This is a genomic window from Mesorhizobium silamurunense, from assembly GCF_014843825.1.
Taxonomy (GTDB): Bacteria; Pseudomonadota; Alphaproteobacteria; order Rhizobiales; family Rhizobiaceae; genus Mesorhizobium; species Mesorhizobium silamurunense.
The window spans coordinates 1-22,496 of sequence record NZ_JHQR01000178.1; the positions used below are offsets into that span (position 1 = coordinate 1).

A 22,496-nucleotide genomic window follows, 5' to 3' on the forward strand; every position below is an offset into this window, starting at 1 on the left:
CACCAAGTGTTAGATTCCATCCACTAGATTCGATGCCGGCAAGCTGGCTCGTCACGCTTCAGCTCTACCGCATATTCGGCAGCTGGGCTCTCGCGGCCTGGCTGCATGGTGCCCTGCCCGGCGCGTTCGCGTTGCCGGCAGGTATCGGCGACGTGCTGACCGGACTGTTCGCGTTGCCAGCGGCGATCGCAGTGGCGACCGGCACAGACGACGGCCGGAGGGCGGCAACTCTCTGGAACATCCTCGGGCTTGCCGACTTCGCTGTCGCGATCACCATGGGCATGATCACCTCGCCCGGCCCGTGGCAGTTGATTGTCCCGGATGTGCAGAGCATCGGCGCAGGCGATTATCCGGGTGTGCTGACCCCTGCTTTCGTGGTGCCAAGCTCGATCCTGCTGCACATGTTGTCGCTACGCCAACTGCGCCGCCGTAGCAGGGCGGAAGTTGCGCGGCGGTAGGAGTGAGCCTCGGCTGGAGCCGGCCAACGATTCCATCGAAAGCTGAACCGTTCGAAGCGGCGCGCCCGCTTGGGGAAGGCGCACGCTCTGACCCTTCATTGGTCTTCGCAGGATAGGTCGACAAAGAGAAACGGCGCCGCAGGCGGCGCCGTTCTTTTGAGGGCCTACCGCTCAAAACACTTGGCGGAAGAGCACGAAGAGCACGAAAGCCAGCGCGATCGAGCAGGGCAGCGTGAGCACCCAGGCAAGCAAGAGATTGCGCACGGTCGACCACTGCAGGCCGGAGCCGTTCGCCGCCATCGTGCCGGCGACGCCGGACGACAGAACATGGGTGGTCGACACCGGCAGGCCGAGACGGTCGGCCATGCCGATCGTGATCATCGCGACCAGCTCGGCGGCGGCGCCCTGGCCATAGGTCAGGTGGCTCTTGCCGATCTTCTCGCCGACGGTGACGACGATGCGCTTCCAGCCGACCATGGTGCCGAGGCCGAGCGCCAGCGCCACAGCAATCTTCACCCACAGCGGGATGAACTTGGTCGCGTTGTCGACTGCCTTGTGATAGTCGGTCACCGCCTTCAGGTCCGCGTCCTGCATCGGCAGCAGCTTCTTCTTGTCGATCAGCTTCAGCGCTTCGCCGATCAGGTAGATGTCGTTGCGGGCGTTGCTGACCAGATCGGTCGGCACCTTGTCGACGGTGGCGTAAGGCTGCAACCCGGCGGTCGTGTTGTGGATGTAGGTCTGCAGCGCGAGCGTCGTCTGGTCGTTCCAGGTCTTGGAGCGCACGGCCTCTTGGACCGCGGCCTTGGCGTCGGCGACGGTGACCCCCGGCTTGACATACTTGCCCAGCTCCTGCTCGACGGCGACCGAAGCCGATTTGTAGGCCTCGAGATAGTTGATGTCGGGCGTGCGGTTGAGCGCATAGGCGGTCGGCACCACGCCGATCAGGATCAGCATGATCAGGCCCATGCCCTTCTGGCCGTCATTCGAGCCATGCGCGAAGCTGACGCCGGTGCAGGTGAAGATCAGCAGCGCGCGGATCCACCACGGCGGCGGCGTGTTGCCCTTCGGCGCCTCATAGAGCGCCGGATTGCGCACCAGAAGCTTCATCACGTAGAGCAGGACGGCGGCGGCGAAGAAGCCGACGAGGGGCGAGACAAGCAGCGACATGCCGACATTGCTCGCCTGTCCCCACTCGACGCCGCTGGTGGCGCCTCCGGCCGGAGCCATGAACTGGTTGGCGAGACCGACGCCGATGATCGAGCCGACCATCGTGTGCGAGCTGGAAGCCGGCAAACCGAGGAACCAGGTGCCCAGGTTCCATAGGATCGCCGCCACTAGCAGGGCGAACACCATGGCGAAGCCGGACGATGATCCGACCTGCAGGATGAGCTCGACCGGAAGCAGCGACAGGATGCCGAACGCCACCGCGCCGCTCGAGGTGAGCACACCGAGGAAGTTGAAGACACCAGACCACATGACGGCGAATTCGGCCGGCAGGGAGCGGGTGTAGATGACGGTGGCCACCGCGTTGGCGGTGTCGTGGAAGCCGTTGACGAATTCGAAGCCGAGCGCGATCAGCAAGGCGATGCCGAGCAGGATCCAGGGCACCGTCTTGGCGATCGCCAGATCCTGGCTCAGCGCATAGCCGACGTAGATGAGGCCGGCCAGAACCAGCACGCCGAAGGCGGGCAGGAACCATTTGGCACCGCTCGATTGCTCTAACGGGTGATCCGGTCTCGGAATCCCCGCCTCACTGGAAACAACGTCCACCATGTCCCACTCCTTTTGCATTGCAGCAAAGAACCGGGAAGAACGCTATGTCCCCAGGATGAAGCTGGTGTGACGCCTGCAACCTATCCGGCTATCTTGAGCAGCGAGGCCACCAGCAGCTTGCGCTCGTCCTCCGAAAGCACATCGGAATCGAACAGGTTCATGCTGCGCAGGCCTTCGATGGCGAGGAAGCAGACCAGCAGCCGGCCGAGGTCGTCCGTTTCCCCCTTCAGCCGTTCGAACAGCTGCCGCTTGAACGCTTTTATCGGCGTCAGGAACTCCGGATCCTCGGCAATCGCGGAGAACATCCAGGAAGCCGACGGTTTTGGCTTTTCGCAATCGTCGGCCGAGAGCCGTATGTAGGCCGCGAGCACGCTTTCGTCATCGGCCTCGGCCGTGCGTTCTTCGAGCGCCTGTTGGAAAGCATTGAGGTAATTCTCGACCAGGCCCTGCATCAGCTTGGCCTTGGTCGGAAAATTGTAGAGCAGGCCGCCCTTGGAGACGCCGGCGCGGCTGGCGACGGCGTCGAGCGACAGGCTTCCCGGACCCGCCTCGCGCGCCACGTCGGCGGCGGCGGCCAATATTCTGTCGCGCGAATTCGCCCTGCGAGCCTTCATCACGCCCCTCTTACATTAGCGTATGCGGAATTGACAAGACCGTCCAGACGGTACAGTAAAGCGCCCGAAATTTGAAATCGGGATCATCGTCGATATGTGTCCCGGCATCGATTGTTTTGCCGGTTGCTGGCTCGAGGGGACTGTCCGTGAAGCGCTTCTTCATCATCACCGGAATTCTGCTGCTGCTCATTTTGGTGTGCGTCGGTATCGTCGGCTTCAACATCCTGCGCGACAACGGCATCAAGCAGTTTTTCGCCACCATGAAGCCGCCGGCCGCGACAGTGTCGACCGTTGTTGCGAAGCCCGCGAACTGGACGCCCGGCGTCGAGGCGATCGGCACCGTCAACGCCGTGCGCGGCGTCGACCTGACCGTCGAGACGGCCGGCATCGTCAAGGAGATACTCTTCCACGCCAATCAGAAGGTCACTGACAACGCGGTTCTGCTGCAGCTTGACGACGCGGTCGAGCGCGCCGATCTCGAGGCTCAGAAGGCGCAGGCTGCCTCCGACCAGGCGGCACTGACCCGTGCGCTCGAATTGCAGCGGCGCGGCGTCGGCACCGACGCAACGCTGGACGCCGCGCGCGCCGCGGCAACCGCTTCCGCTGCGCAGGTCAACAAGCTTCAGGCCGTGCTCGAACAGAAGCAGCTGACAGCGCCTTTTGCCGGCACTGCGGGCATTCCGAAGATCGATATCGGCCAGTATCTGGCGCCCGGCAACTCAGTGGTGACGCTCCAGGATCTCGATACGATGCGCGTCGACTTTACCATTCCCGAACAGCAGCTGTCGTCGCTGAAAATCGGCCAGACAATCCGCCTCGGCACGAGCGGCACGGACCTGCCCTTTGCCGGCTCCATTCGCGGTATCGATCCCAAGATCGACCCGGCGAGCCGGCTGGTGTCGATCCGCGGCGAGGTCGCCAACCCGGAGGGCAAGCTCACCCCTGGCCAGTTCGTGCAGATCCGCGTCGAGCTGCCGGAAGAAAGCAACGTCATCTCCGTGCCGCAGACGGCGGTGACGTCAAGCCTTTACGGCGACTATGTCTTCGTGGTGGTGCCGGCCAAGCCCGCTGAGGCCGGCGCTGCCCAGCCGGCGAAACCGGAAGACCGCAAAGCCGGCGCCTCGAAGCCGGCCTCCGAGACGGCAAAGCCGGCCGACAACGCCGCGAAGCCTGCTGACAACGCCCAGAAGCCGGCCGAGGCCGGGCAACAGCCGGCGCTCGTTCTGTCGCAGGTGTTCGTCAAGCTCGGCCGCCGCAACAACGGCATGGTCGAGATCGTCGAGGGCCTGAAGGCCGGCGACCAGGTCGTCACCGCAGGCCAGAACAGACTCTTCAACGGCATGTCCGTTGCCGTCGACAACACCGTTGACCCCAGCAAATCGGCGAACAAGCAGGTTCAGCAATGAGCTTTTCCGATATCTTCATTCGCCGGCCCGTGCTGTCGACGGTGCTGGCCTGCATGATCCTGCTCCTGGGCTTCCAGGCCATCTTCAACCTGTCGATCCGCCAATATCCGAAGGTTGACGAGACGGCGATCACCATCACCACGGCCTACCCCGGCGCCAGCGCCGACCTGATCCAGGGTTTCATCTCCGCGCCGATCGCGCGCGCCGTCGCCTCGACGGAAAACATCGATTACGTGACCTCGTCGAGCCGCCCGTCCTCCAGCACCGTGACCGTGCAGATGAAGCTCGGCTCCAATCCCGACGTCGCGCTTACCGAGGTGCTGTCCAAGGTCCAGGGCGTGCGCGGCACTCTGCCGGATGCCTCCAAGGACCCGGTGATCATCAAGGGCACGGGTCAGCAGTTCGCGATGATGTACATCTCGATGCAGAATCCGAACATGACGAAGGAGCAGCTGACCGAATATATCGAGCGCGTCGTGCGGCCGCGCATTTCGACGGTCGAGGGCGTTGCCGATGTGCAGATCTTCGGCGCCGAGGAATATTCGATGCGCGTCTGGATCGATCCGGTCAGGCTTGCCGCCCGCGGTGCCACCGCCGCCGACGTGCTGACCGCGATCAACAACTCCAACTTTCTGTCGGCGCCCGGCAATACCCAGAACGAATATGTGGTCTCGTCGATCACGGTTCACTCGACGTTGCAGACGCCGGAGGCCTTCTCGCAGCTGCCGATCCGCTCGACGGACGGCCAGGTGGTGCGCCTGCGCGACGTGGCGCGTGTCGAGCTCGGCGCCGCCAGCACCGACACCAGGGTGAGCTTCAACGGCAAGCCCGGCACCTTCCTCGCTATCTTCCCGACGCCGGCGGCCAACCCGCTGACGACCGCGGCGGCGGTCACCAAGCTCGTGCCGGTGATTCAGGAGACGCTGCCGAAAGGCATGACGATCGAGGTCGTCTACGATTCCACCGAACAGATCAGCGCCTCGATCGAAGAGGTGTTCAAGACCATCGTCGAGGCGGTTGCCATCGTCATCGTTGTCATCCTGTTGTTCCTCGGCTCGTTCCGCTCGGTGATGATGCCGATCGTGACCATCCCGCTGTCGCTGATCGGCGTCTGCTTCCTGCTGTTTGCGGTCGGCTACTCGATCAACCTCTTGTCATTGCTCGCCATGGTGCTGGCGATCGGCCTCGTCGTCGACGACGCCATCGTGGTGGTGGAGAACATCCACCGCCACATGGAAGAAGAAGGCCTGTCGCCGATGCAGGCGGCCTTCAACGGCATGCGTGAAATCTTCTCGGCAATCGTCGCCATGACCATCACGCTGGCCGCCGTGTTTGCGCCGCTGGCCTTCACCGGCGGCCTGACCGGTGCACTGTTCCGCGAATTCGCGGTGACCTTGGCCGGCTCCGTGGTGCTGTCCGGCCTGATCGCCGTCACCATCACGCCGATGATGTCGGCTCGCCTCTTGAAGCCCGGCGCGCACAGCCGCTTCCAGCGTATCGTCGACGGGACCTTCAGCCGTGTCGAGCGTGTCTACGAGCGGGCGGTCACCGCCTCGCTCAGAAACCGGCCGGTGACGCTGATCATCGTCGTCGCGCTGGTCTCGCTTACCGGCTTCATGTTCACCAAGACCTCCACCGAACTGGCGCCGGAAGAAGACCAGGGCTTCCTGCTCTCGATCGTGACCGCGCCGCGCTATGCGACGTCGGACTATACCGAGACCTATGTCAATCAGATGCTCGGGTTGGTGAAGGATATCCCGGAAACCAGGGCGCAGTTCTCGGCCGTCGCCTTCGGCGGCGCGACCAACGGCGCCTTCGTCGGCTTCGCCTTCAAGGACTGGGCCGAGCGCAAGCGCAGTTCCAAGGAGCTTCAGGCCGACATCCAGGGCCGCCTGGCCAAGGTGGCAGGCGTCGAAGCCTTCGTCTTCGCGCCGCCGACACTGCCCGGCTCCGGCGGCGGCCTGCCCATTTCCATGGTGGTTCGCTCGACCGGCGATCCGTCCGAGGTCTTCGATCAGGCGGAGAAGATCAAGAATAAGGCGCAGGCTTCCGGTCGCTTTATCGTTGTGCAGAACTCGATGTCGTACGACGCGCCGCAGGTGACCGTCACCATCGACCGCGAGCGCGCGGCGGCGCTGAACCTGCCGATCGCCGACATCGGCCGCACGCTGACGCTGCTGGTCGGCGGCGCCGAGGTGGCGCAATTCGACCGCGACTCCAACAGCTATGACATCATCCCGCAGGTGCCGCAGGAATTCCGCGACAATCCGGCAAAGCTCGGCGAGTATTTCGTGCGTAGCGTCGACGACAAGATGGTGCCGCTGTCGGCGGTGGTGAATATCTCGACCAATGCCTCGCCGGCGGCGATCGAGCAGTTCAACCAGCTGAACTCGGCCACCATCTCTGCCCTGCCCTTGCCCGGCGTGACCACGGGCGACGGGCTGAAAGTGCTGGAGGACCTCGCCAGGGAAACGCTGCCCGACACCTTCTTCGTCGATTATTCCGGCCAGTCGCGGCAGGAAAAGGAGCAGGGCAACACCATCCTGATCGCCTTCGCCGCTGCCGTGATCGTCATCTATCTGGTGCTGGCCGCGCAGTTCGAGAGCTTCCGGGACCCGCTGATCATCATGATGGCGGTGCCGCTCTCGATCTTCGGCGCCATCGTACCGCTCAACATCGGTCTGGGCACGCTCAATATCTACACGCAGGTCGGACTGATCACGCTGATCGGCCTCATCACCAAGCACGGCATTTTGCTGGTTGAATTCGCCAATCAGCAGCGCGAGATCCATGGCATGCGGCGGCGCGATGCCATCATCGCCTCGGCCAAGGTGCGCCTGCGGCCGATCCTGATGACGACGGCGGCGATGGCGCTCGGCGTCGTGCCGCTGATCATCTCCAGCGGCGCCGGCGCCGCGGCCCGCTACTCGATGGGCCTCGTCATCTTCACCGGCATCCTGGTCGGCACCATGTTCACGCTTTTCGTCGTGCCCATGTTCTACACCTTCATCGCCAGCAAGGATCTGCCGCATCTCGCCGAGAAGCCGGATCCGAAGCTGATGCCGGCGCTGCCGACTTAGCAATTCCGATTTTCCGTCCGGGATTGCGTAAACAACAAGGAGCGGCGAACAAGCCCGTTCCAAATGAAAAGAGGCCGGAAATCCCCGGCCTCTTTTTTTGGTGGTTGCCTCACGGCTTCGGTCTATCTAACCGAAGGCGGCAACCAGCCTGCTACTTGACCCAGCCCGTTACTTAACCCAGCCCGTTACTTAACAATGACGATGCTGGTATTGGCCGGGCCGAAGGCCTCGACAAGCTGGTAGAAGTCGGCCGCGGCATCGGGATGCAGGCGCACGCAACCATGCGAGGCCGGCCGGCCGAGGCGATTGATGGCGTAGGTCGCGTGCACGGCGTAGCCGCCGCTGAAGAACACCGAATGCGGCATCGGCGCATTGTCGTACTTCTTCGAATACCACATCGCATGCATGCGGGTCGGCTTGAACGATCCCGTCGGCGTGACATGCGCCCTGTCGCCGGTCGAGACCTTCCAGGCGAAGGTCGGGCGGCCGTCGACCGTGACTTCCATGATCTGCTGCGACAGCGAAACCCGGGCGACGATCTGGTTGGCGTGAGCAGCATTGCTGCCGAAGAGCAGTGCCGCGCCGGTGAGCGCGGCGGCGGCGACGTTGATGAACCTGGCGGAAATGGCGGTATGCATGACGATCCCTCTCTTTATGCCGGTCCGGCCGGCTTCAATTTCGATGGGCCGTCTTATCGTGGGCGCCTGTTTCAAGGCTATTTCACTTGATACTCGTTTCTGTTTCGAATCTGTTTCCCGAAGTTAACAGCGTCGCCTGACGAAATCTGCTCATGGATCCGGTATGTTAACGATAACTTGGGGAAAACCGACAAACGAAAGCGCATATGGCCTTGATACGAAAGTCATTTCGCTGATCTCGAAACCAACTTGCAACAAAGCGCGGCTCGCGCGGCATGATGCGGATACAGGCCGGCGGCAATGTCGACGCAACGGGAACAGACATCAGCAAACGAAAATGGGCAGGAAATCGAAACGCACCTGGCTTCTCAGGATCAGCGTCGCGGCGGTCATCCTCGGTGGCGCCGGCACTGTCGCCGGCAACCCCGTGACGACGCTTGGCGCCATGAATTCCGGCGAGGTTTCGACGCTGCACACTGCACTGTTCATCGCCACGGTCTGGATCGTCTCCAGCGTGCGCGTCCACCGGCTGAGGGCCCTCTGGCGGGTCGGCCTTCGGCTGATGGGGATGCGCGGCCCCTCCGGCTACTTGCTGCCGAGAGGACCGAAGGCCCGCGCCGCAGCGGGGGGCTCCGTCAGCGGCGCGGGCGCTTCGGGAGTTTCCTGAAGCACCGAATTGGGGATTGAGAACATGAAGACGAAATTTGCCGCCTCGGTGTTGTCCGCACTGCTTTACGCCCAAGGCCTGCTTGGCTTTGCCGCGCTTGCAACGGTGCTGCTCAAGGAGCGCGCCCATGCCGAGATCACCGCCGATGCCGACATGCCATCAGGCCCCTCCGTCCTCGTGGTGCGTTGAGCAACGGCATTCGGATCCAAAAGTGCAGATCGGCTTGGGGGGATCCGATGCCAGATCAGAAAAATGCCTTGGCCTCCCTAGCCTCAGTCGGTGCGCGGCGTCGGAGGATCGAAGCGGTAGCCGGCGCCCCTGATGGTGGTGATGGTCTCCGTATCGAGCTTGCGGCGCAGCCGCACGATGCGCGAATCGATCGAGCGGTCGAAAGCGTCGGCATTCTCGGCAGGCGCGGCGGCAATGATGTCGTCGCGCGTCAGCACCTTTCGCGGGCTCGCCAGGAACAGCCTGAGCAGCGCCACCTGCCCCGGCGACAGCTGATCCTCGGCGCCGGAGCGGTGCATGACCATGGCCGACCTCAAGTCGACGGTCGCGTTCTCCAGCACGATCAGTTCCTGGGTGTTGCGGCCGCGCCGCATCAGCAGGCCGCCGATACGCGCCGCAAGCTCGCGCACGTTGAGTGGGCTTTCGATCACGTCGGCGGCGCCGAGCTCCAGCGCCAGCACCTTGTCGACGAGATCGGCGGGCCGGCAGATCAGGATGAAGTCGCAGCCACCCTCGCCGCCGTAGCGCTTGAGCAGTTCGCGCCCCTCCGCCTGGGTCACGTCGTCACCGACGACCACGACGTCGATGCCCCCCGCCGAAAGCAGCGACTCCGCCTCCCAGGGCTGGCGCGCCTGACGCACGTCGTGCCCGCGCCGCTCGAGATGGTCGGCAAGGTCGCCGGCCACCACTTCGGCAACGGACACAAGCGCGACGACGGATCGTGCTGCCATTTTTCTCCACCCCGCCACAGACAACTCGAGATGAGCGCTGGACATCATGTTTATACCCAATCTACTTTCCGCTGAAAGCGGGAGCGAGACCATTGTGAAGGCGCGCATCATCGTCGTCGAGGACGAGCCTGATCTGAGGGAAGCGGTTGCCGAGTATCTCGGCGCCAGTGGCTATGACGTCGCCACGGCCGAGAATGCCGCGGCGGCGCGCAGCCTGCTCGAGGCGCAGCCCTTCCACCTCGCCATCCTCGACATCGCCATGCCCGGCGAGGATGGCCTCTCGCTCGGCCGCTGGCTGCGCTCCAAGACGCAGATCGGCATCATCTATGCCACCGCAGCCGGCACCGCGCTGGACCGCATCGTCGGCCTGGAGCTCGGCGCCGACGACTACATCGTCAAGCCCTATGAACTGCGCGAAGTGCTGGCTAGGGTCCGCAGCGTGCTGCGCCGCGTGCCGCAGCCGGTCGCCCCGCAGGCCGCGAAGGCCGAGGCCGGCACGCGCCGCTTCATGAATTTCGGCGGCTTCCAGGCCGATTTCGACGGCAGGCTGGTGACCGGCGCCAACGGCGCAGTCATCGAGATGGCCAAGAGCGAGTTCGACGTTCTGGAAGTTTTCCTCACCCGCGCCAACCGGCTTTTGACGCGGGCGGCGATCTCGGAGGCGATCGGCTTCGTGGAAGACCCGGAATCGTCGCGCGCCGTCGACATCCGCATCATGCGTCTCAGGAAGAAGATCGAAGCCGATCCGGCCAATCCGAAATTCCTGCGCACGGTGCGCGGCGAAGGCTATATCTTCTCGCTGCCGACAAGCGACGGCCACTGACTCCGTCGCCGCACATCCTTCCGTAGATGCGATGGACGCTGTAGCATTCCGATCCAGCGCACGTTCCCTGGAAACCGTGATCGATTTTTCGGGGCTTGTGTGTTGGATTTCATGGTTTGCCGATATCGCCGGGGGATGACGTTCGACGATGACAACTGAGACCGCACGGATGAACATGCACGGCTCCCGTCAGGGCGCCGCGATGGCGGCCGTCCATGTCGTTCGCCGCCTGCGCGAGGCGGGCGACTGGCAGCGCGAGATGGACGGCATACTGGAGACGCTGTGCCGCTCGATGGATTGCCAACGCGGCATTCTTTTTCGTCTGCGCGAGCTTCCGGGCCAGGGCTTCGCGCAATCCGTTTCGGCCTACTGGATCGACCCCGCCTTCGGCGGCGAGCTCGCATCGCCCACGGTGATCATGCAGTCGATCATCAACTCCGATCCACTGCTGGAGCGGCTGCAGGAAGACGAGCGCCAGGGCAAGGTCTTTGCCGGCCACACGCGCAACCTCGAGGGTTTCCTGCGGGCCGATTTCGAGAAGCAGAGCATAAAATCCTTCATTTCCGTATCTGTCTTCGCCCACGGCCATCTTTGGGGCACGCTCGCCGTCAACGACTGCGTCGCCGAACGCGAATGGACCGACGAGGAAGAGGCGACGCTGCACATCATCGCGCTCGCCATCGGTGATGCCATTGAGCACTCGCCTTCCGAGGCTCACGCCAGCGAGGTTATCCGCCGCACCATGCTGCAAGCCTCGCTCGACGCCATCATCGTCATCGACGAGTCCGGCTCGATCATCGAGTTCAATCCCGCCGCCGAGAAGATGTTCGGTTTCCAACGCAGCGACATCCTCGGCAAGGACCTGCTCGACACCATCGTGCCAATCTACTACCGCAAGGGCTATGCCTCGGGCGCCGACTACATGGCCGGCCGCGGCGCGCCGATGGTCAACCAGCGGCTGGAGACCGTCACCCAGAACGCGGCCGGCGAGATCTTTCCGATCGAGCTGACCGCGACGGAGATGCGAGTCGCCGACCGCCGGCTGATCTTCGGCTCGATCCGCGACCTGCGCGAAAAGCTGCACGCCGAGGAAGAGATCAACCGCCAGCGCGAGAAGCTGCACCAGAACGAGAAGATGGCGGCGATGGGCTCGCTGCTCGCCGGCGTCTCGCACGAGCTCAACAATCCGCTCGCGGTGGTGGTCGCGCAATCGACGCTGCTGCATGAATTCGCGGCCGACCCGCAGACCAAGGTGCGCGCCGAGAAGGTGCGCGCGGCCGCTGAACGCTGCGGACGCATCGTCAAGAGCTTCCTGTCGATGGTGCGCCTGCATCCGACCGAGCAGGCCGAAACCGACCTCAACCAGGTGGTGCGCGCGGCGCTCGAAGTCACCGCTTACGGCGCGCGCTCCAGCGGCATCATCATCGACACCGACTTCGCCAATGGCCCGCTGCTCGCCATGGCGGACGCCGACCATGTCACGCAGGTCGCGGCCAACTTCCTCATCAACAGCCAGCACGCGCTGGCTGGAATTACCGGCGAGCGGCGCATCAAGGTACGGACCTTTCGCAGCGAGCGCGGCAATCCCGGCTTTTCGGTCGAGGACAACGGACCCGGCATTCCCGAAGCGATCCGCTCGCGCATCTTCGAATCCTATTTCACAACCAAGCCGGTCGGCGTCGGCACCGGCATCGGCCTGTCGATCTCGAAATCGATCGTCGAGCGCCACAATGGCAACATCTGGTTCGAAGAGGTTGAGCCGCATGGCGCGCGCTTCGTCGTCCAGCTGCCGGCGATCACCGGCGATACCGCGAAAGCCGGCGAAGGCCCGGCGCGCTCCAGCGGGCTGCGTCATGCGCTGATCGTCGACGACGAGCCCGACGTCGCCGCTTCGCTCTCCGACATACTGGAGCTCATGGGGGTGAAGTCACGGATCGTCGCAAGCTGGACGTCCGCCGGCGAGGTGCTGAACGGGCACATGTCGCCGGACATCGTCTTTTCCGACCTGCGCATGCCGGGCACCAGCGGCATATCGATCTATCGCGAGTTGCTTGCCGAACAGCCGGGACTGGCGCCGCGTTTCGTGCTGGTCACCGGCGACCTTATCGGCGCCAAGGCGGAGATCGAGGCGCTGCCGCCGCAGCAGCGGCCGCAGATCCTGGAGAAGCCTTTCTCGACGCTCGACGTCCGCGGTGTCCTCTCCGCCATCGCCGATCAGGCGGCGGCCGTGGAAGGCTGAATCCAGCGCCCCCGGAGCCGCCGTTCGCAGGCCGGCCTCACCTGAATATCGACAGACCCGAAAAAAAGAGGCTCCCGACCGACGATGCGGCGGGAGCCTGACTGGAGCGCGGAGGGTGCGCTCAGGGGAGCCTTAAAAAACGTTCGGGATGTTGGTGAGCGGCGCGGCGTTGGCGATCATGCGCACCGCGCGGGCCCTGTGCTGACCGGATTGCTCGGCGATGGCGCGCAGGCACTCGGGGCTTTCGGCGCCCCAGTTCTGGCCTTTGCAGGCGAACTCGATCTGCGGCTGCGGCAGGCGCGCGGTCTTGAGCGTGGTCGGCGCGCCCTCCACGACATTGGCCGGAGGATTGACCAAAGCGAAAGCGGGACCCGCGGCCGGCGCAAGCACCATGCTGGTAAAGGCCGTGGCGCCCAGCAACACGAACATCGCCATCGGATGGTCGCTGGCGCGCTGGCGCAGCGCCAGCTTCGGCCGGCGGTCATTGCGCTCGGGGCCGTGGGCGCGGCGGCTGGTGTCGGCGATTTGGACTTTCGTAAACATCGGCTGTTCCCTTCGTTATCTTTCTTTTTCCTTTGAAACGAACTTAAGCGCTGCAAGTAACAGTCGAATGATAGGATGCGATTGCCCGTGTAACAGGATTTGAAACAGGGAATCTGGGTCGCCACCCATCGTCTGCTTGTCGCCAGCGAGCGTTCACCGCGTCTGGTTTGCGGGAACACATGCTCCTGTCGGACGCGGCGGACTGTAAGCGACCTCACACAGCGCTCTGGTCGGCGAGATTTTGGCTGCGTCAAAGCCGACAAACCTGAGGCCCTCGCCCGGAATGACGGCCGCGATCGGCGCCCGCCTCGCCTACGACCGCGACGCCGTGCTGGCTACGGTCCATAGAAGCTCGGTTGCGAGCCTCTGGGCAGCGTTGCGGCCCGCAACGATCGCGCCTTCGACATAGCCCGGAAAGGACGGCGACAGTTCCGAAGCTGCAAAATGGACAGGCGGCGCGCCGGCAAGGATCGTACGCTCGGCGTCCCTCGCCGTCACATCAACTATAAGATCGCTATAGGCGCCGCCGCTCCAGCGGTCATGCGTCCAGTCGCGCTGGTTGAAATCGAGCACGTCGGCCGCGTCCGGGCCGAGCGCATCGACAAGCCTTGCTGTCACCTCTGTGCGCAGCGCCGCCTCGTCGAGCTTGCGCCAGCGCAATGCCAGCGGCCCGCCGACGAAGACGGTCAGTGCGGCGTGCTCCACATCCTTGCTGGCGTCGCAAGCAAACAGTCCAGACAGGTCGCGCCACATCACCATACCGCTCAGATCCCGCTCGCGCCAGAACGGCCTGGCATAGCGCACCAGGATCTTGACCACTGCGCCGCTTTCCCAGACACCCAGGGCCTTCGTCAGCGCTACCGGCAAAGCGGGCGTGAACTCCAGCTTCGCGGCCGTCGCCGGTGGCAGCATGACAAGGACCTGGCGCGCTTCGACAATGCCTCCGGCCGTGGCGACGCGAACGCCGTCGCGCCCGTGGGCGATGTGCGTGACCGGCTCGTTGAGCCGCAGCCGGTCGCCGAGGTCACCCGCCAGATCGTCGGCAAGCGACTGCATGGTCTCGCGCAGCGAGTACTGCAGCTCCGGCACCTCATTGGTGATGCGGCGGTCATTGTCGATCAGATGCCAGAGTGGCACCTTATCCAGCGCCAGGCACCACAGTCCTTCTATCATCGACCGGAAACCAGCCTTGGCATCGGTCGAGTCCTTCTGGCGCTCCAGCCAGTCAGCCACGGTCAGCCGGGCGATCGCGGGATCGTCCGGCTCGATCCCGTTCATGCGCTCGCGGATCGCCATCGCGGCATGATAGGTCCGCACCGCCTGCTCAACCGGCATCGGCGGATGGGTGATGAAATCGCCATCGACATTGGTTTTCACGAATGTCTTGCTGCGTGCCTTCGCCAGCGCCATCAGCTCCGGCATGTCCTCGCACAGGAACTGGGCGCCGCTGTCAATCCGTTCGCCAAGCCCGTTTCGTGTGGCCTCTACGCGGCCACCGGCACGATCGCGTGCTTCCAGGATCACGAAATCGATCCCAGCGCGCTTGAGTTCCAATGCGGCGGATAGGCCGGTGAAGCCTGCTCCGACGATCGCAACGTCGATTCTTTCGGTCTTGCTGCTCAATAGCCCGCCTTGATCTGCCGCCAATTCGACCGGCCTCCAACCCGCGCAGATGAGTGGGGCGCCGTCGCCCCTGTCAAGCACCTTCGTCGCTTGCGGATGTTTGCCGAGACGTCGCAGTTGTCTGCACCCGGCTCGACCACGAAGACCCCTTGCCGATCATCCGCGACCGCGGCGTCGGCAAGGAATGGCTGCAGCGCATCGGCTACGGCCAGTAAGCATAGCCTACCCTATCGTTCTTTCCAGAACGCTCAACCAATTCCGGTAAGCGATCTTCGCGATCAGCGCCCGTCCGAAGCCGCGCGCAGCGAGCGCGTCGATGAGCTTCGGCAGGCCGGCGACGTCGCCGATGACGGCCGGGATCATGGCGCCATCGAAGTCCGAGCCGAGGCCGATACCATCCTCGCCCAGCGCCTGTAAGAGCGAGTCGATGTGGCGCACCATGATGTCGAGATCGGTGTCGGCATTCATGCGGCCGTCCTCGCGCAGGAAGCCGGTGGCGAAGTTCAAACCCACCATGCCGCCCGTTTCGCGAATCGCCCCGAGCTGCCAGTCGGTGAGATTGCGCGAATGGCCGCAGATCGCATGCACGTTGGAATGCGTCGCGACCAGCGGCGCGTCGCTGAGCGCGGCGACGTCGCGAAAACCCTTCTCGTTGAGATGCGAGAGGTCGATCATGATCCTGAGCTGATTGCAGGCCTTGACCAGCGCCTTGCCGGCATCGGTGAGGCCAGGCCCGGTGTCCGGCGAGGACGGAAAGCGGAACGGCACGCCATTGCCGAAGGCATTCGGCCGGCTCCAGACGATGCCCAGCGAACGCAGGCCGGCGGCGTGCAGGACGTCGAGCATGGCAAGCTCGGGATCGATAGCCTCGACGCCTTCGATATGGAAGACCGCCGCGATCGAGCCCTTCGCCATCGCCTCGCGCACGTCGCCGGCGTTGCGGCAGACGGTCAGCGCTCCGGCGCGCTCCAGCCTGAACAGGATCGAGGCCATGCCGATGGTCGACGTGATCGCCTCGGCGCGCGGGAGCTCCGGCGGCAGGGGTTCGTTGTCGCTCGGCGCCGGCGGCACGGCGCTGCGCTTGGTCTTTTCGATCGGCGGCGGGAAGATCGCGAACATCCCGCCGGCAAAGCCGCCTTTCCTGGCGCGCGGCAGGTCGATATGACCGCCCGGCGTGCCCTCGATGAACAGCTTTTCGACATCCGCCTCCTTCGACTGGTAGAGTCGAAGAAGCGTGTCGTTATGGCCGTCGAAAACGGGGATCAGGTCGGTATCGGTCATCGGGGAAGCCATTCAAATCAGTGACGGGCGGGACGAAGGTTTCGTCCGAGCGAACCGTCAACTTAGGCAAGATGGCCGAGCTGCGCAAATGCCAAGCCGGCATTTGCGCTTGTGGCCTGGGCGGCGGTTTCCACCTTCCCCCGCAAGGGGGGAAGGGAAAAATGCTTACCGCTTCAGCACATCGGCCCATTCCGGATGACGGCGGAACTGAGCGTTGGCGAAGGGGCAGAGCGGGATGATCTTCTTGCCGGCGGCGCGAGCGTCCTCGACGGCGCGGGTGACAAGGCGCAGCCCGGCGCCCTGGCCGCGGAACACATCAGGCACCTCGGTGTGATCGATGATGAGCTGATGCTCGCCGATTTTGGTGAAGGTCATCTCTGCCTCGGCGCCGCCGGGTCCGCGCAGCACGTAGCGACCCTTGGTGCCGTGGTCTTCCAGTTCGATCTCGGGCAGTTGGTCAGCCATCGTTCTTGCCTCCTTCGGCGGCGGGCGTGGAGGCGAAGAGCCGCCGCGCCGCTTCGATTTCATTCGGCCGCACCTCGTGCCCGCCATCGTGCCATTCCACTGTGACATCGGCACCGTCGGCGCGCAAATAGGCTTCGAGCCGCGCCGTCAGGTTCGGCGGGCAGATCGGATCGCGCCTGCCGGCCGTGATCAGGATGCGGCGGCCGGCAAGACTGCCCTTCACTTCCGGCTCGAACGGGATCAGCGGATGCATGAGCGCGGTGGCATCGAACAGGCTTGGCTCCGCGAACACCACCGAGGCCAGGATGTTGGCGCCGTTGGAATAGCCGAGCCCGAACACCGCCGAAGGCTTGGCCGCCTCGACCTGCGCCTTGACGAAGCCCGCTATCTTGGCCGTCGCCCGCGCGAGGTCGTCCATGTCGTAGACGCCCTCGCCCGTGCGGCGGAAGAAGCGGGCAGCGCCCTGCTCCGACACGTCGCCGCGCGGAGACACGATGGTCGCTGAAGGCAGCAACTCGCGACCGAACGACAGAAGCTGGTTCTCATCCGCTCCGGTTCCGTGGAAGACGAAAAGCAGCGGGCTGCCCGGCGAACCGGGCAGCACCTTGTGAATGTAAGCGTCCTTGCTCATGGCCTTAGTCTTCCAGTTTCTGCAGGTGCTGTTCGAGATAGGGCCTGAGATGCTGGTGCTGCGCTGGTAGCTTCAGCGCCTCGCCGAGATGCGCGGTGTCCTCGTCGCGGTCGAAGCCCGGCTCGTTGGTGGAGACCTCGAACAGCACGCCGCCTGGCGTGCGGAAATAGATCGCCCAGAAGTAATCCCGATCGATGACCGGCGTCACGCCGTAGCCCGTGTCGACCAGCGCCTTGCGCACCTCGAGCTGTTTGGCGCGATCCTCGACCGCGAAGGCGACATGGTGTACCGAGCCGGCGCCGAGATTGGCAAAGCCCGCGCCGGGCAGCGATTCGATATCGACGATGTCGGCGCCGTTGCCGTTCTTGATTGCCAGCCGGCGGATGTTGCCTGACTTGTCGACTTCCTCATAGCCCATGAACTTCAGCAGCTCCTCGGTGGCGCCGCCGTCCTTCAGCCTCAGCGCGACCGAGTGGAAGCCGCGGATTGCTTCGTCGCCGGGAACCCCGCCCTTCACCCAGGGGGCTCTGCTGTCGGCCTTGTCCTCGACGAGTGCAAAGCTGTCGCCGTCGGGACCGGTGAAGGTGAGGCGCTTCTCGCCGAAGCTTTCGGTACGGGCAACATTGCCCACGCCCTCATCGGCGAAGCGCTTTTCCCAATAGGCAAGCGTGCCTTCCGGCACCGAAAAGACCGTGGTGCCGACCTCGCCGACCCCATGCCGGCCCTTGCCGATATCCGGGAACGGGAAATAGGTCATCACCGAGCCCGGCGTGCCGAGCTCGTCGGCATAGTAAAGGTGATAGACGTCCGGCGCGTCGAAATTGACGGTTTTCTTGACCCGGCGCAGGCCGAGCTTCTTGGTGAAGAATTCATTGTTCCGGCGCGCATCGCTCGCCATCGAGGTGACGTGATGCAGGCCCTTGATCTGATTGAGCATGATGCTGCTCCTTCCCTATCCTTGCTGCGGCCCTCGCCGCTGTCCACGCCAATATGAGGATAGCCCCGCCAGCGGCAAAGCAGGCAAACACAGAATGGACTGTCTCATAAAAGTGAACGGACAGATGGTTTATGTTCACCGGTTGATGAAACTCCCCTCCTTGCACCGCTCGGGAATTTCGGCTCCATGAGCGGCGCGCCGTTTTGAGGAGAAGATCTTGGACAACCGAGTGAGCCGCCCGAATGTTCTGCTCATCACTTGCGACCAGTGGCGTGGCGATTGCCTTTCGACCGCAGGCCACCCGGTAGTCAGGACGCCGAACGCCGGCGCGCTTGCCGCCGAGGGCGTGCTCTTCCGGCGCCACTATGGCGGAGCGGCGCCCTGCTCGCCGGCGCGCGCCTGTCTCTATACCGGCCTCTACCAGATGAACAACCGCGTCTGCCGAAACGGCTCGCCGCTCGACTCCCGCCACGGCAATATCGCGCTTTCGGCGCGGGCAGTGGGTTATGACCCGACGCTGTTCGGCTATACCGATGTGGCGCCTGATCCACGCCAGCTCTCAGCCGGCGATCCGCGGCTGAGGAGTTATGAAGGCGTGCTGCCCGGCTTCAGCGTGCGGCAGTCCCTGCCCGAGCATCAGAAGCAATGGCTGTCCTGGTTGAGAATGCAAGGCATCGACGCCAGCGCCGGCAGCCCCGGCATCCATCGTCCGGCGGGCGAGCAGGGCAAGACCGGAGGCGATGTGAGCAACGCGCCGCCCATCTATTCGAAAGACCAGACGCCGACCGCCTTCCTGGCCGGCGAATTCATCCGTTGGCTTGGCGAGCAGGAGCAGGGTGCGCCTTGGTTCGCGCACATCTCCTTCATCAGCCCGCATCCGCCATTCATCGTGCCGGAGCCCTACAACACCATGTACGATCCGGCCGATGGCCCCGTTTTCCGGCGCGCGGCGAACTGGCAGGCCGAGGGCGAAAGCCATCCCTATCTCGCCTACGATCTTGGCCGGCAGAAGCGGACAAAGTTCGTTCCCGGCATCGAGGGCAAAGTGCCGGACTGGAGCGAGGAGAATTTCCGCCGCATCCGCGCGATCTACTACGGCATGATCTCCGAGCTCGACGCGCAGCTCGGCCGCATCTGGGAAGCGCTGAAGGCGGCCGGCAGTTGGGACGACACCGTGATCGTGCTCACCTCCGACCACGCCGAGATGATGGGCGACCATTTCATGCTCGGCAAAGGCGGCTTCTTCGACGCCAGCTACCACATTCCGTTGATCATCCGCGATCCGAGCCGTAGAGCGGCAGCCGGCGCATCCATCGACCGATTCACCGAAGCCGTCGACATCTTTCCGACCTTGCTAGACCTGATCGGCGCGGCACCCGAGCCGCATCTCGACGGCAGGTCGCTGGCGCCGTGGCTCGACGGCAAGGAGCCGGCCGATTGGCGCGAGGCCGCGCATTGGGAATTCGATTTCCGCTCGGTCGCCGACGGCGAAGCCGAGCATCATTTCGGCATCGGCTCACGCGACTGCAACCTGGCTGTCCTGCGCACCGACGACTTCAAATATGTCCATTTCGGCGGCGGCCTGCCGCCGCTGTTGTTCGACCTCGCAAAGGATCCCGGCGAACTGAGCAACGTCGCGAACGACCCCGCCTATCTGCCGGCGCGACTGGAGTTCGCCGAGAAGATGCTCGCCTGGCGCGCCAGGCATCTCGACCAGTCGCTGGCGCTGGCGGAGCTGACGGAAGATGGCGTGGTCGGCCATGTGAGCAAGGCAGTAGGCAGTAGGGAATAGGTACTTGCCTACTCTACTGCCTACTGCCTACTGCCCTACTTGAGAATCATCCGCTGCTGGTCGCGCTTCGTGGCATAGGTGCTCTTGTCATAGGCCGTCTGCGCCTGCAGCTGCTCCTTGGTGAAGTTGGTGTAGAGATATTTCTTGCCGCTCTTGTCGGTCATGAATTTGAGCTTGTCCATGCCGACCGCCACTTCCTTGGCGCCGATGCCGAGGAAGCCGCCGACGTCGACGATCACCGCATCCGGCTTGTTGTCTGGCGTCAGCACAACGTCGCCAATGGTGCCTATCGTGGCGTCGTTGGCGCCATAAACAGTCGCGCCCTTCAGGTCGTCGCCCCGGATATTGCCCATCGGCATTTCGGTCAGCGTCGACTTGTCGATTGAGGCCGTCTTGGTCGTATCGGTTGCCGCCGTGCCGGAATCGGCCGGCTTGTTTTCAGCGGCGGTCGGGGCGGGCGCTGCAGGCTTGTTCTCGGCGGTCGTCTGCGCCGGCTGAGCTGGCTTGGCCTCCTTGCCGGCCGTGGTGTCAGAGGACGCCACGGTAGGTGTGGTCGTTGCCGGAGCATTGTTAGAAGCCGCGGTAGCCGGCGCCGGTGCCGGATCATAGGCCTTGCGGTTGAAGTCCGGCTGAGCTTGCAGTTCTTCCTTGGTCGTCTCGGCAACGAGCCAGCGATCACCGTTCTTCTCCGCCCATTTCGCCTTGGCGAAGTCGAAGGTGACATTCTTCTCGCCTATGCCCAGGAAGCCGCCAACGCCTATCACAAGGGACTCGGCCTTGCCGTCCTTGGCAAGAACGATGTCGTTGACGTCGCCGATCTTTTGGGCGTCATCGGCGGTACCGTTGTAGACCGACTCGCCCATGATGTTCGTGGCGAGATTGCCTTCAGCTTTCTTTACCGGCTGGGCCGGCTGTGCGGGCGCTTGCGCCGTTCCGTTGTCAGTGGTCGCAGGCTGCGTGGCATCCGTCGATTGCGCCGGGGCCGGTTCATAAGGCTTGCGGTCGAATGCCGGCTGAGCGTTCAGCTCGTCCTTGGTTGTTTTGGCAATCAACCAACGGTCGCCGTTCTTCTCGGCCCATTGCATCTTGGCGTAATCGAAGGCGACGTCCTTCTTACCGACGCCGAGAAAGCCGCCGACGCCGATGATTGCGGATTTGGCGTTGCCGCTAGCATCGAAGACGACATCGTCGACCTTGCCGATGTTTTCGGCATCGTCGCCGGTACCGTTATAGACGGACTCGCCGACGATGTTGGTCATGAGGGCGCCATCCGAACGGATCACGGGTGCCGGGTTCTCGGCAACAGGCGGCTGCGCCGGTGTTGGTGTTGTCTGAGCAAACGCGCCGCTTGCGAGCAACGTTGCAAGCGCGGTCGTTGCAAAAAGGGTGCGGATCATAATGGTTCCTCCTCGTGCCTGGTTGGTGCACGCCGCATCGCAGGCCTTTGGCTACGCCGGCCCGAGCGGCACTGTTCCACGATTTCACAACGTTGTGAGCGGGGGCTTGTTCCAAAACAGCGGCCGCTCTGCTCTGCGGGGATTTCCTGGCCTGCAAGGAACCTTCCGGCGGCCCTTTCCGTTCCAGCCTTCGGCTGAGTGCTATTTTCAGCCGAAGAACGGAAAAATCGGAGCGGGGCATGCGGTTTGCTGCGGTGCTGAACCAGGACGGCGGCACGCTGCGCACGATCGACATCTCAGCCTTTGCCGACCGTCTGCGCCAGACGCTGGAAGCGGCAGGCCATTCCGTTCAGGTCGACATCGTTGCCGGCCGCGAAATCGCCGCGGCATTGGAAACGGCCATAGCGAAGCGGAATATCGACGTCGTGATCGCTGGAGGCGGCGACGGCACGATTTCGACGGCGGCGTCCCTTCTGATGAACAAGAAGAAGGCCTTGGCCATATTGCCGGCTGGCACGATGAATCTCTTCGCGCGCGGCCTTGGCATCCCGCAGACGCTGGATGCGGCGCTGAAATCCTTCGCCGAAGGCGACGTGATGGCCGTCGACATGGCAAGCGCCAACGGCCAGCCTTTCGTGCACCAGTTTTCGATCGGCATGCATGCCAGGATGGTGCAGCTTCGGGCGAATATGGATTTCGGTTCGCGGCTGGGAAAGATGCAGGCTTCCGTTCGCGCGGCATGGGCAACGATCAAGAACCCGCGTACCCTCAAGGTGACCTTGAGCATCGGCCAGACCGAGATCGTCACCCGCACAACCGGCATCGGCATCAGCAACAATCTGTTCGGCGAAGGCCATCTGCCTTATGCGGACAATCCGGCGGGTGGCGTTCTGGGCATCTATGTCAGCGTCGCGCACAGACGTCACCACCTGGCGAAATTGCTCCTCGACATGCTGCGCGGCCGGTTGCGTGACAGCGAGCATGTCGAGATCCATCAGGCCGACAAGGCCGTTCTCAGAATCCATTCGCCGACGAAGAAGTTCAGCGCCGTAATGGATGGCGAGCTGGTTAGGCTGGAACGCGAGACGGTGATCGAGATTCATCCCCGCGCCTTGAACGTGCTGGTTCCGGCAAGCAATGCGCAGGCCAAGGCGGCGGCGTGATGGTGCG

At 63.9% G+C, this 22,496-nt stretch carries 19 protein-coding genes and 1 pseudogene; 9 read left to right on the forward strand and 11 right to left on the reverse strand.

The genetic code is table 11. From position 1 onward, the window contains the following. Positions 1-458 (forward strand): annotated as a pseudogene (locus tag DH10_RS19975) (MFS transporter); the annotation flags it as partial. A 171-nt stretch (positions 459-629) separates the two neighbouring features. Here the strand turns inward: DH10_RS19975 and DH10_RS19980 are convergent. Together DH10_RS19980 and DH10_RS19985 are read right to left on the reverse strand one after the other, a co-directional pair. Continuing rightward, complete coding sequence (locus DH10_RS19980) at positions 630-2,231, reverse strand: inorganic phosphate transporter (protein WP_192385255.1); 1,602 nt, start codon at positions 2,229-2,231, stop codon at positions 630-632. A gap of 80 nt (positions 2,232-2,311) precedes the next feature. Further along, positions 2,312-2,845 carry a TetR/AcrR family transcriptional regulator gene (locus DH10_RS19985; protein WP_192251775.1) on the reverse strand — a complete coding sequence of 178 codons (534 nt, stop codon included), beginning with the start codon at positions 2,843-2,845 and terminating at the stop codon, positions 2,312-2,314. 146 nt (positions 2,846-2,991) lie between these two features. Here DH10_RS19985 and DH10_RS19990 point away from each other — a divergent pair, with 146 nt between their 5' ends. Together DH10_RS19990 and DH10_RS19995 are read left to right on the forward strand one after the other, a co-directional pair. Continuing rightward, positions 2,992-4,251 carry an efflux RND transporter periplasmic adaptor subunit gene (locus DH10_RS19990; RefSeq protein WP_312891295.1) on the forward strand — a complete coding sequence of 420 codons (1,260 nt, stop codon included), beginning with the start codon at positions 2,992-2,994 and terminating at the stop codon, positions 4,249-4,251. Beyond that, positions 4,248-7,331, forward strand: coding sequence for an efflux RND transporter permease subunit (locus DH10_RS19995; protein ID WP_192251777.1), 3,084 nt, complete (start codon positions 4,248-4,250; stop codon positions 7,329-7,331). The genes DH10_RS19990 and DH10_RS19995 overlap by 4 nt, the downstream gene beginning before the upstream one ends. A gap of 185 nt (positions 7,332-7,516) precedes the next feature. Here DH10_RS19995 and DH10_RS20000 read toward each other — a convergent pair whose 3' ends face one another. Next, complete coding sequence (locus tag DH10_RS20000) at positions 7,517-7,969, reverse strand: L,D-transpeptidase (protein WP_192251780.1); 453 nt, start codon at positions 7,967-7,969, stop codon at positions 7,517-7,519. A 337-nt stretch (positions 7,970-8,306) separates the two neighbouring features. Between DH10_RS20000 and DH10_RS20005 the strand changes: the two genes are divergently transcribed. Further along, positions 8,307-8,636 carry a hypothetical protein gene (locus tag DH10_RS20005; protein WP_192251783.1) on the forward strand — a complete coding sequence of 110 codons (330 nt, stop codon included), beginning with the start codon at positions 8,307-8,309 and terminating at the stop codon, positions 8,634-8,636. A gap of 24 nt (positions 8,637-8,660) precedes the next feature. Next, the gene (locus DH10_RS20010; protein WP_192251786.1) at positions 8,661-8,825 is read left to right on the forward strand and encodes a hypothetical protein; all 165 of its coding nucleotides are present in this window, start codon (positions 8,661-8,663) and stop codon (positions 8,823-8,825) included. Positions 8,826-8,908: 83 nt separating this feature from the next. Here the strand turns inward: DH10_RS20010 and DH10_RS20015 are convergent, their stop codons facing one another. Then, positions 8,909-9,595, reverse strand: coding sequence for a response regulator transcription factor (locus tag DH10_RS20015; RefSeq protein ID WP_192251789.1), 687 nt, complete (start codon positions 9,593-9,595; stop codon positions 8,909-8,911). A gap of 46 nt (positions 9,596-9,641) precedes the next feature. Here DH10_RS20015 and DH10_RS20020 point away from each other — a divergent pair, with 46 nt between their 5' ends. Beyond that, positions 9,642-10,418 carry a response regulator gene (locus DH10_RS20020; protein WP_192251792.1) on the forward strand — a complete coding sequence of 259 codons (777 nt, stop codon included), beginning with the start codon at positions 9,642-9,644 and terminating at the stop codon, positions 10,416-10,418. A gap of 175 nt (positions 10,419-10,593) precedes the next feature. Beyond that, complete coding sequence (locus tag DH10_RS20025) at positions 10,594-12,657, forward strand: ATP-binding protein (protein ID WP_376774873.1); 2,064 nt, start codon at positions 10,594-10,596, stop codon at positions 12,655-12,657. A gap of 132 nt (positions 12,658-12,789) precedes the next feature. On the opposite strand, the gene DH10_RS20030 is transcribed toward DH10_RS20025, so the two are convergent. From DH10_RS20030 to DH10_RS20055, 6 genes are all read right to left on the reverse strand, one after another. Then, positions 12,790-13,200 carry a hypothetical protein gene (locus tag DH10_RS20030; RefSeq protein WP_192251798.1) on the reverse strand — a complete coding sequence of 137 codons (411 nt, stop codon included), beginning with the start codon at positions 13,198-13,200 and terminating at the stop codon, positions 12,790-12,792. 312 nt (positions 13,201-13,512) lie between these two features. Then, entirely contained in the window at positions 13,513-14,823 is a 1,311-nt protein-coding gene (locus DH10_RS20035) for a flavin monoamine oxidase family protein (RefSeq protein ID WP_192251801.1), read from the reverse strand. Positions 14,824-15,045: 222 nt separating this feature from the next. Then, positions 15,046-16,104 carry a dipeptidase gene (locus tag DH10_RS20040; protein WP_192251804.1) on the reverse strand — a complete coding sequence of 353 codons (1,059 nt, stop codon included), beginning with the start codon at positions 16,102-16,104 and terminating at the stop codon, positions 15,046-15,048. A 165-nt stretch (positions 16,105-16,269) separates the two neighbouring features. Further along, positions 16,270-16,569, reverse strand: coding sequence for a GNAT family N-acetyltransferase (locus tag DH10_RS20045; protein WP_192251807.1), 300 nt, complete (start codon positions 16,567-16,569; stop codon positions 16,270-16,272). After that, the gene (locus DH10_RS20050) at positions 16,562-17,200 is read right to left on the reverse strand and encodes an alpha/beta hydrolase (protein WP_192251810.1); all 639 of its coding nucleotides are present in this window, start codon (positions 17,198-17,200) and stop codon (positions 16,562-16,564) included. The genes DH10_RS20045 and DH10_RS20050 overlap by 8 nt, the downstream gene beginning before the upstream one ends. A 4-nt stretch (positions 17,201-17,204) precedes the next feature. Beyond that, the gene (locus DH10_RS20055) at positions 17,205-18,137 is read right to left on the reverse strand and encodes a VOC family protein (RefSeq protein ID WP_192251813.1); all 933 of its coding nucleotides are present in this window, start codon (positions 18,135-18,137) and stop codon (positions 17,205-17,207) included. A 217-nt stretch (positions 18,138-18,354) separates the two neighbouring features. Between DH10_RS20055 and DH10_RS20060 the strand changes: the two genes are divergently transcribed. Beyond that, on the forward strand, positions 18,355-19,929 hold the full coding sequence (locus DH10_RS20060; protein WP_192251816.1) for an alkaline phosphatase family protein: 1,575 nt from the start codon (positions 18,355-18,357) through the stop codon (positions 19,927-19,929). Between the two features lie 35 nt (positions 19,930-19,964). On the opposite strand, the gene DH10_RS20065 is transcribed toward DH10_RS20060, so the two are convergent. Next, on the reverse strand, positions 19,965-21,326 hold the full coding sequence (locus tag DH10_RS20065) for a PRC-barrel domain-containing protein (protein WP_192251819.1): 1,362 nt from the start codon (positions 21,324-21,326) through the stop codon (positions 19,965-19,967). Positions 21,327-21,565: 239 nt separating this feature from the next. On the opposite strand from DH10_RS20065, the gene DH10_RS20070 reads away from it, so the two are divergent. Further along, positions 21,566-22,489 carry a diacylglycerol/lipid kinase family protein gene (locus DH10_RS20070; RefSeq protein WP_192251823.1) on the forward strand — a complete coding sequence of 308 codons (924 nt, stop codon included), beginning with the start codon at positions 21,566-21,568 and terminating at the stop codon, positions 22,487-22,489. Positions 22,490-22,496: the final 7 nt, after the last annotated feature.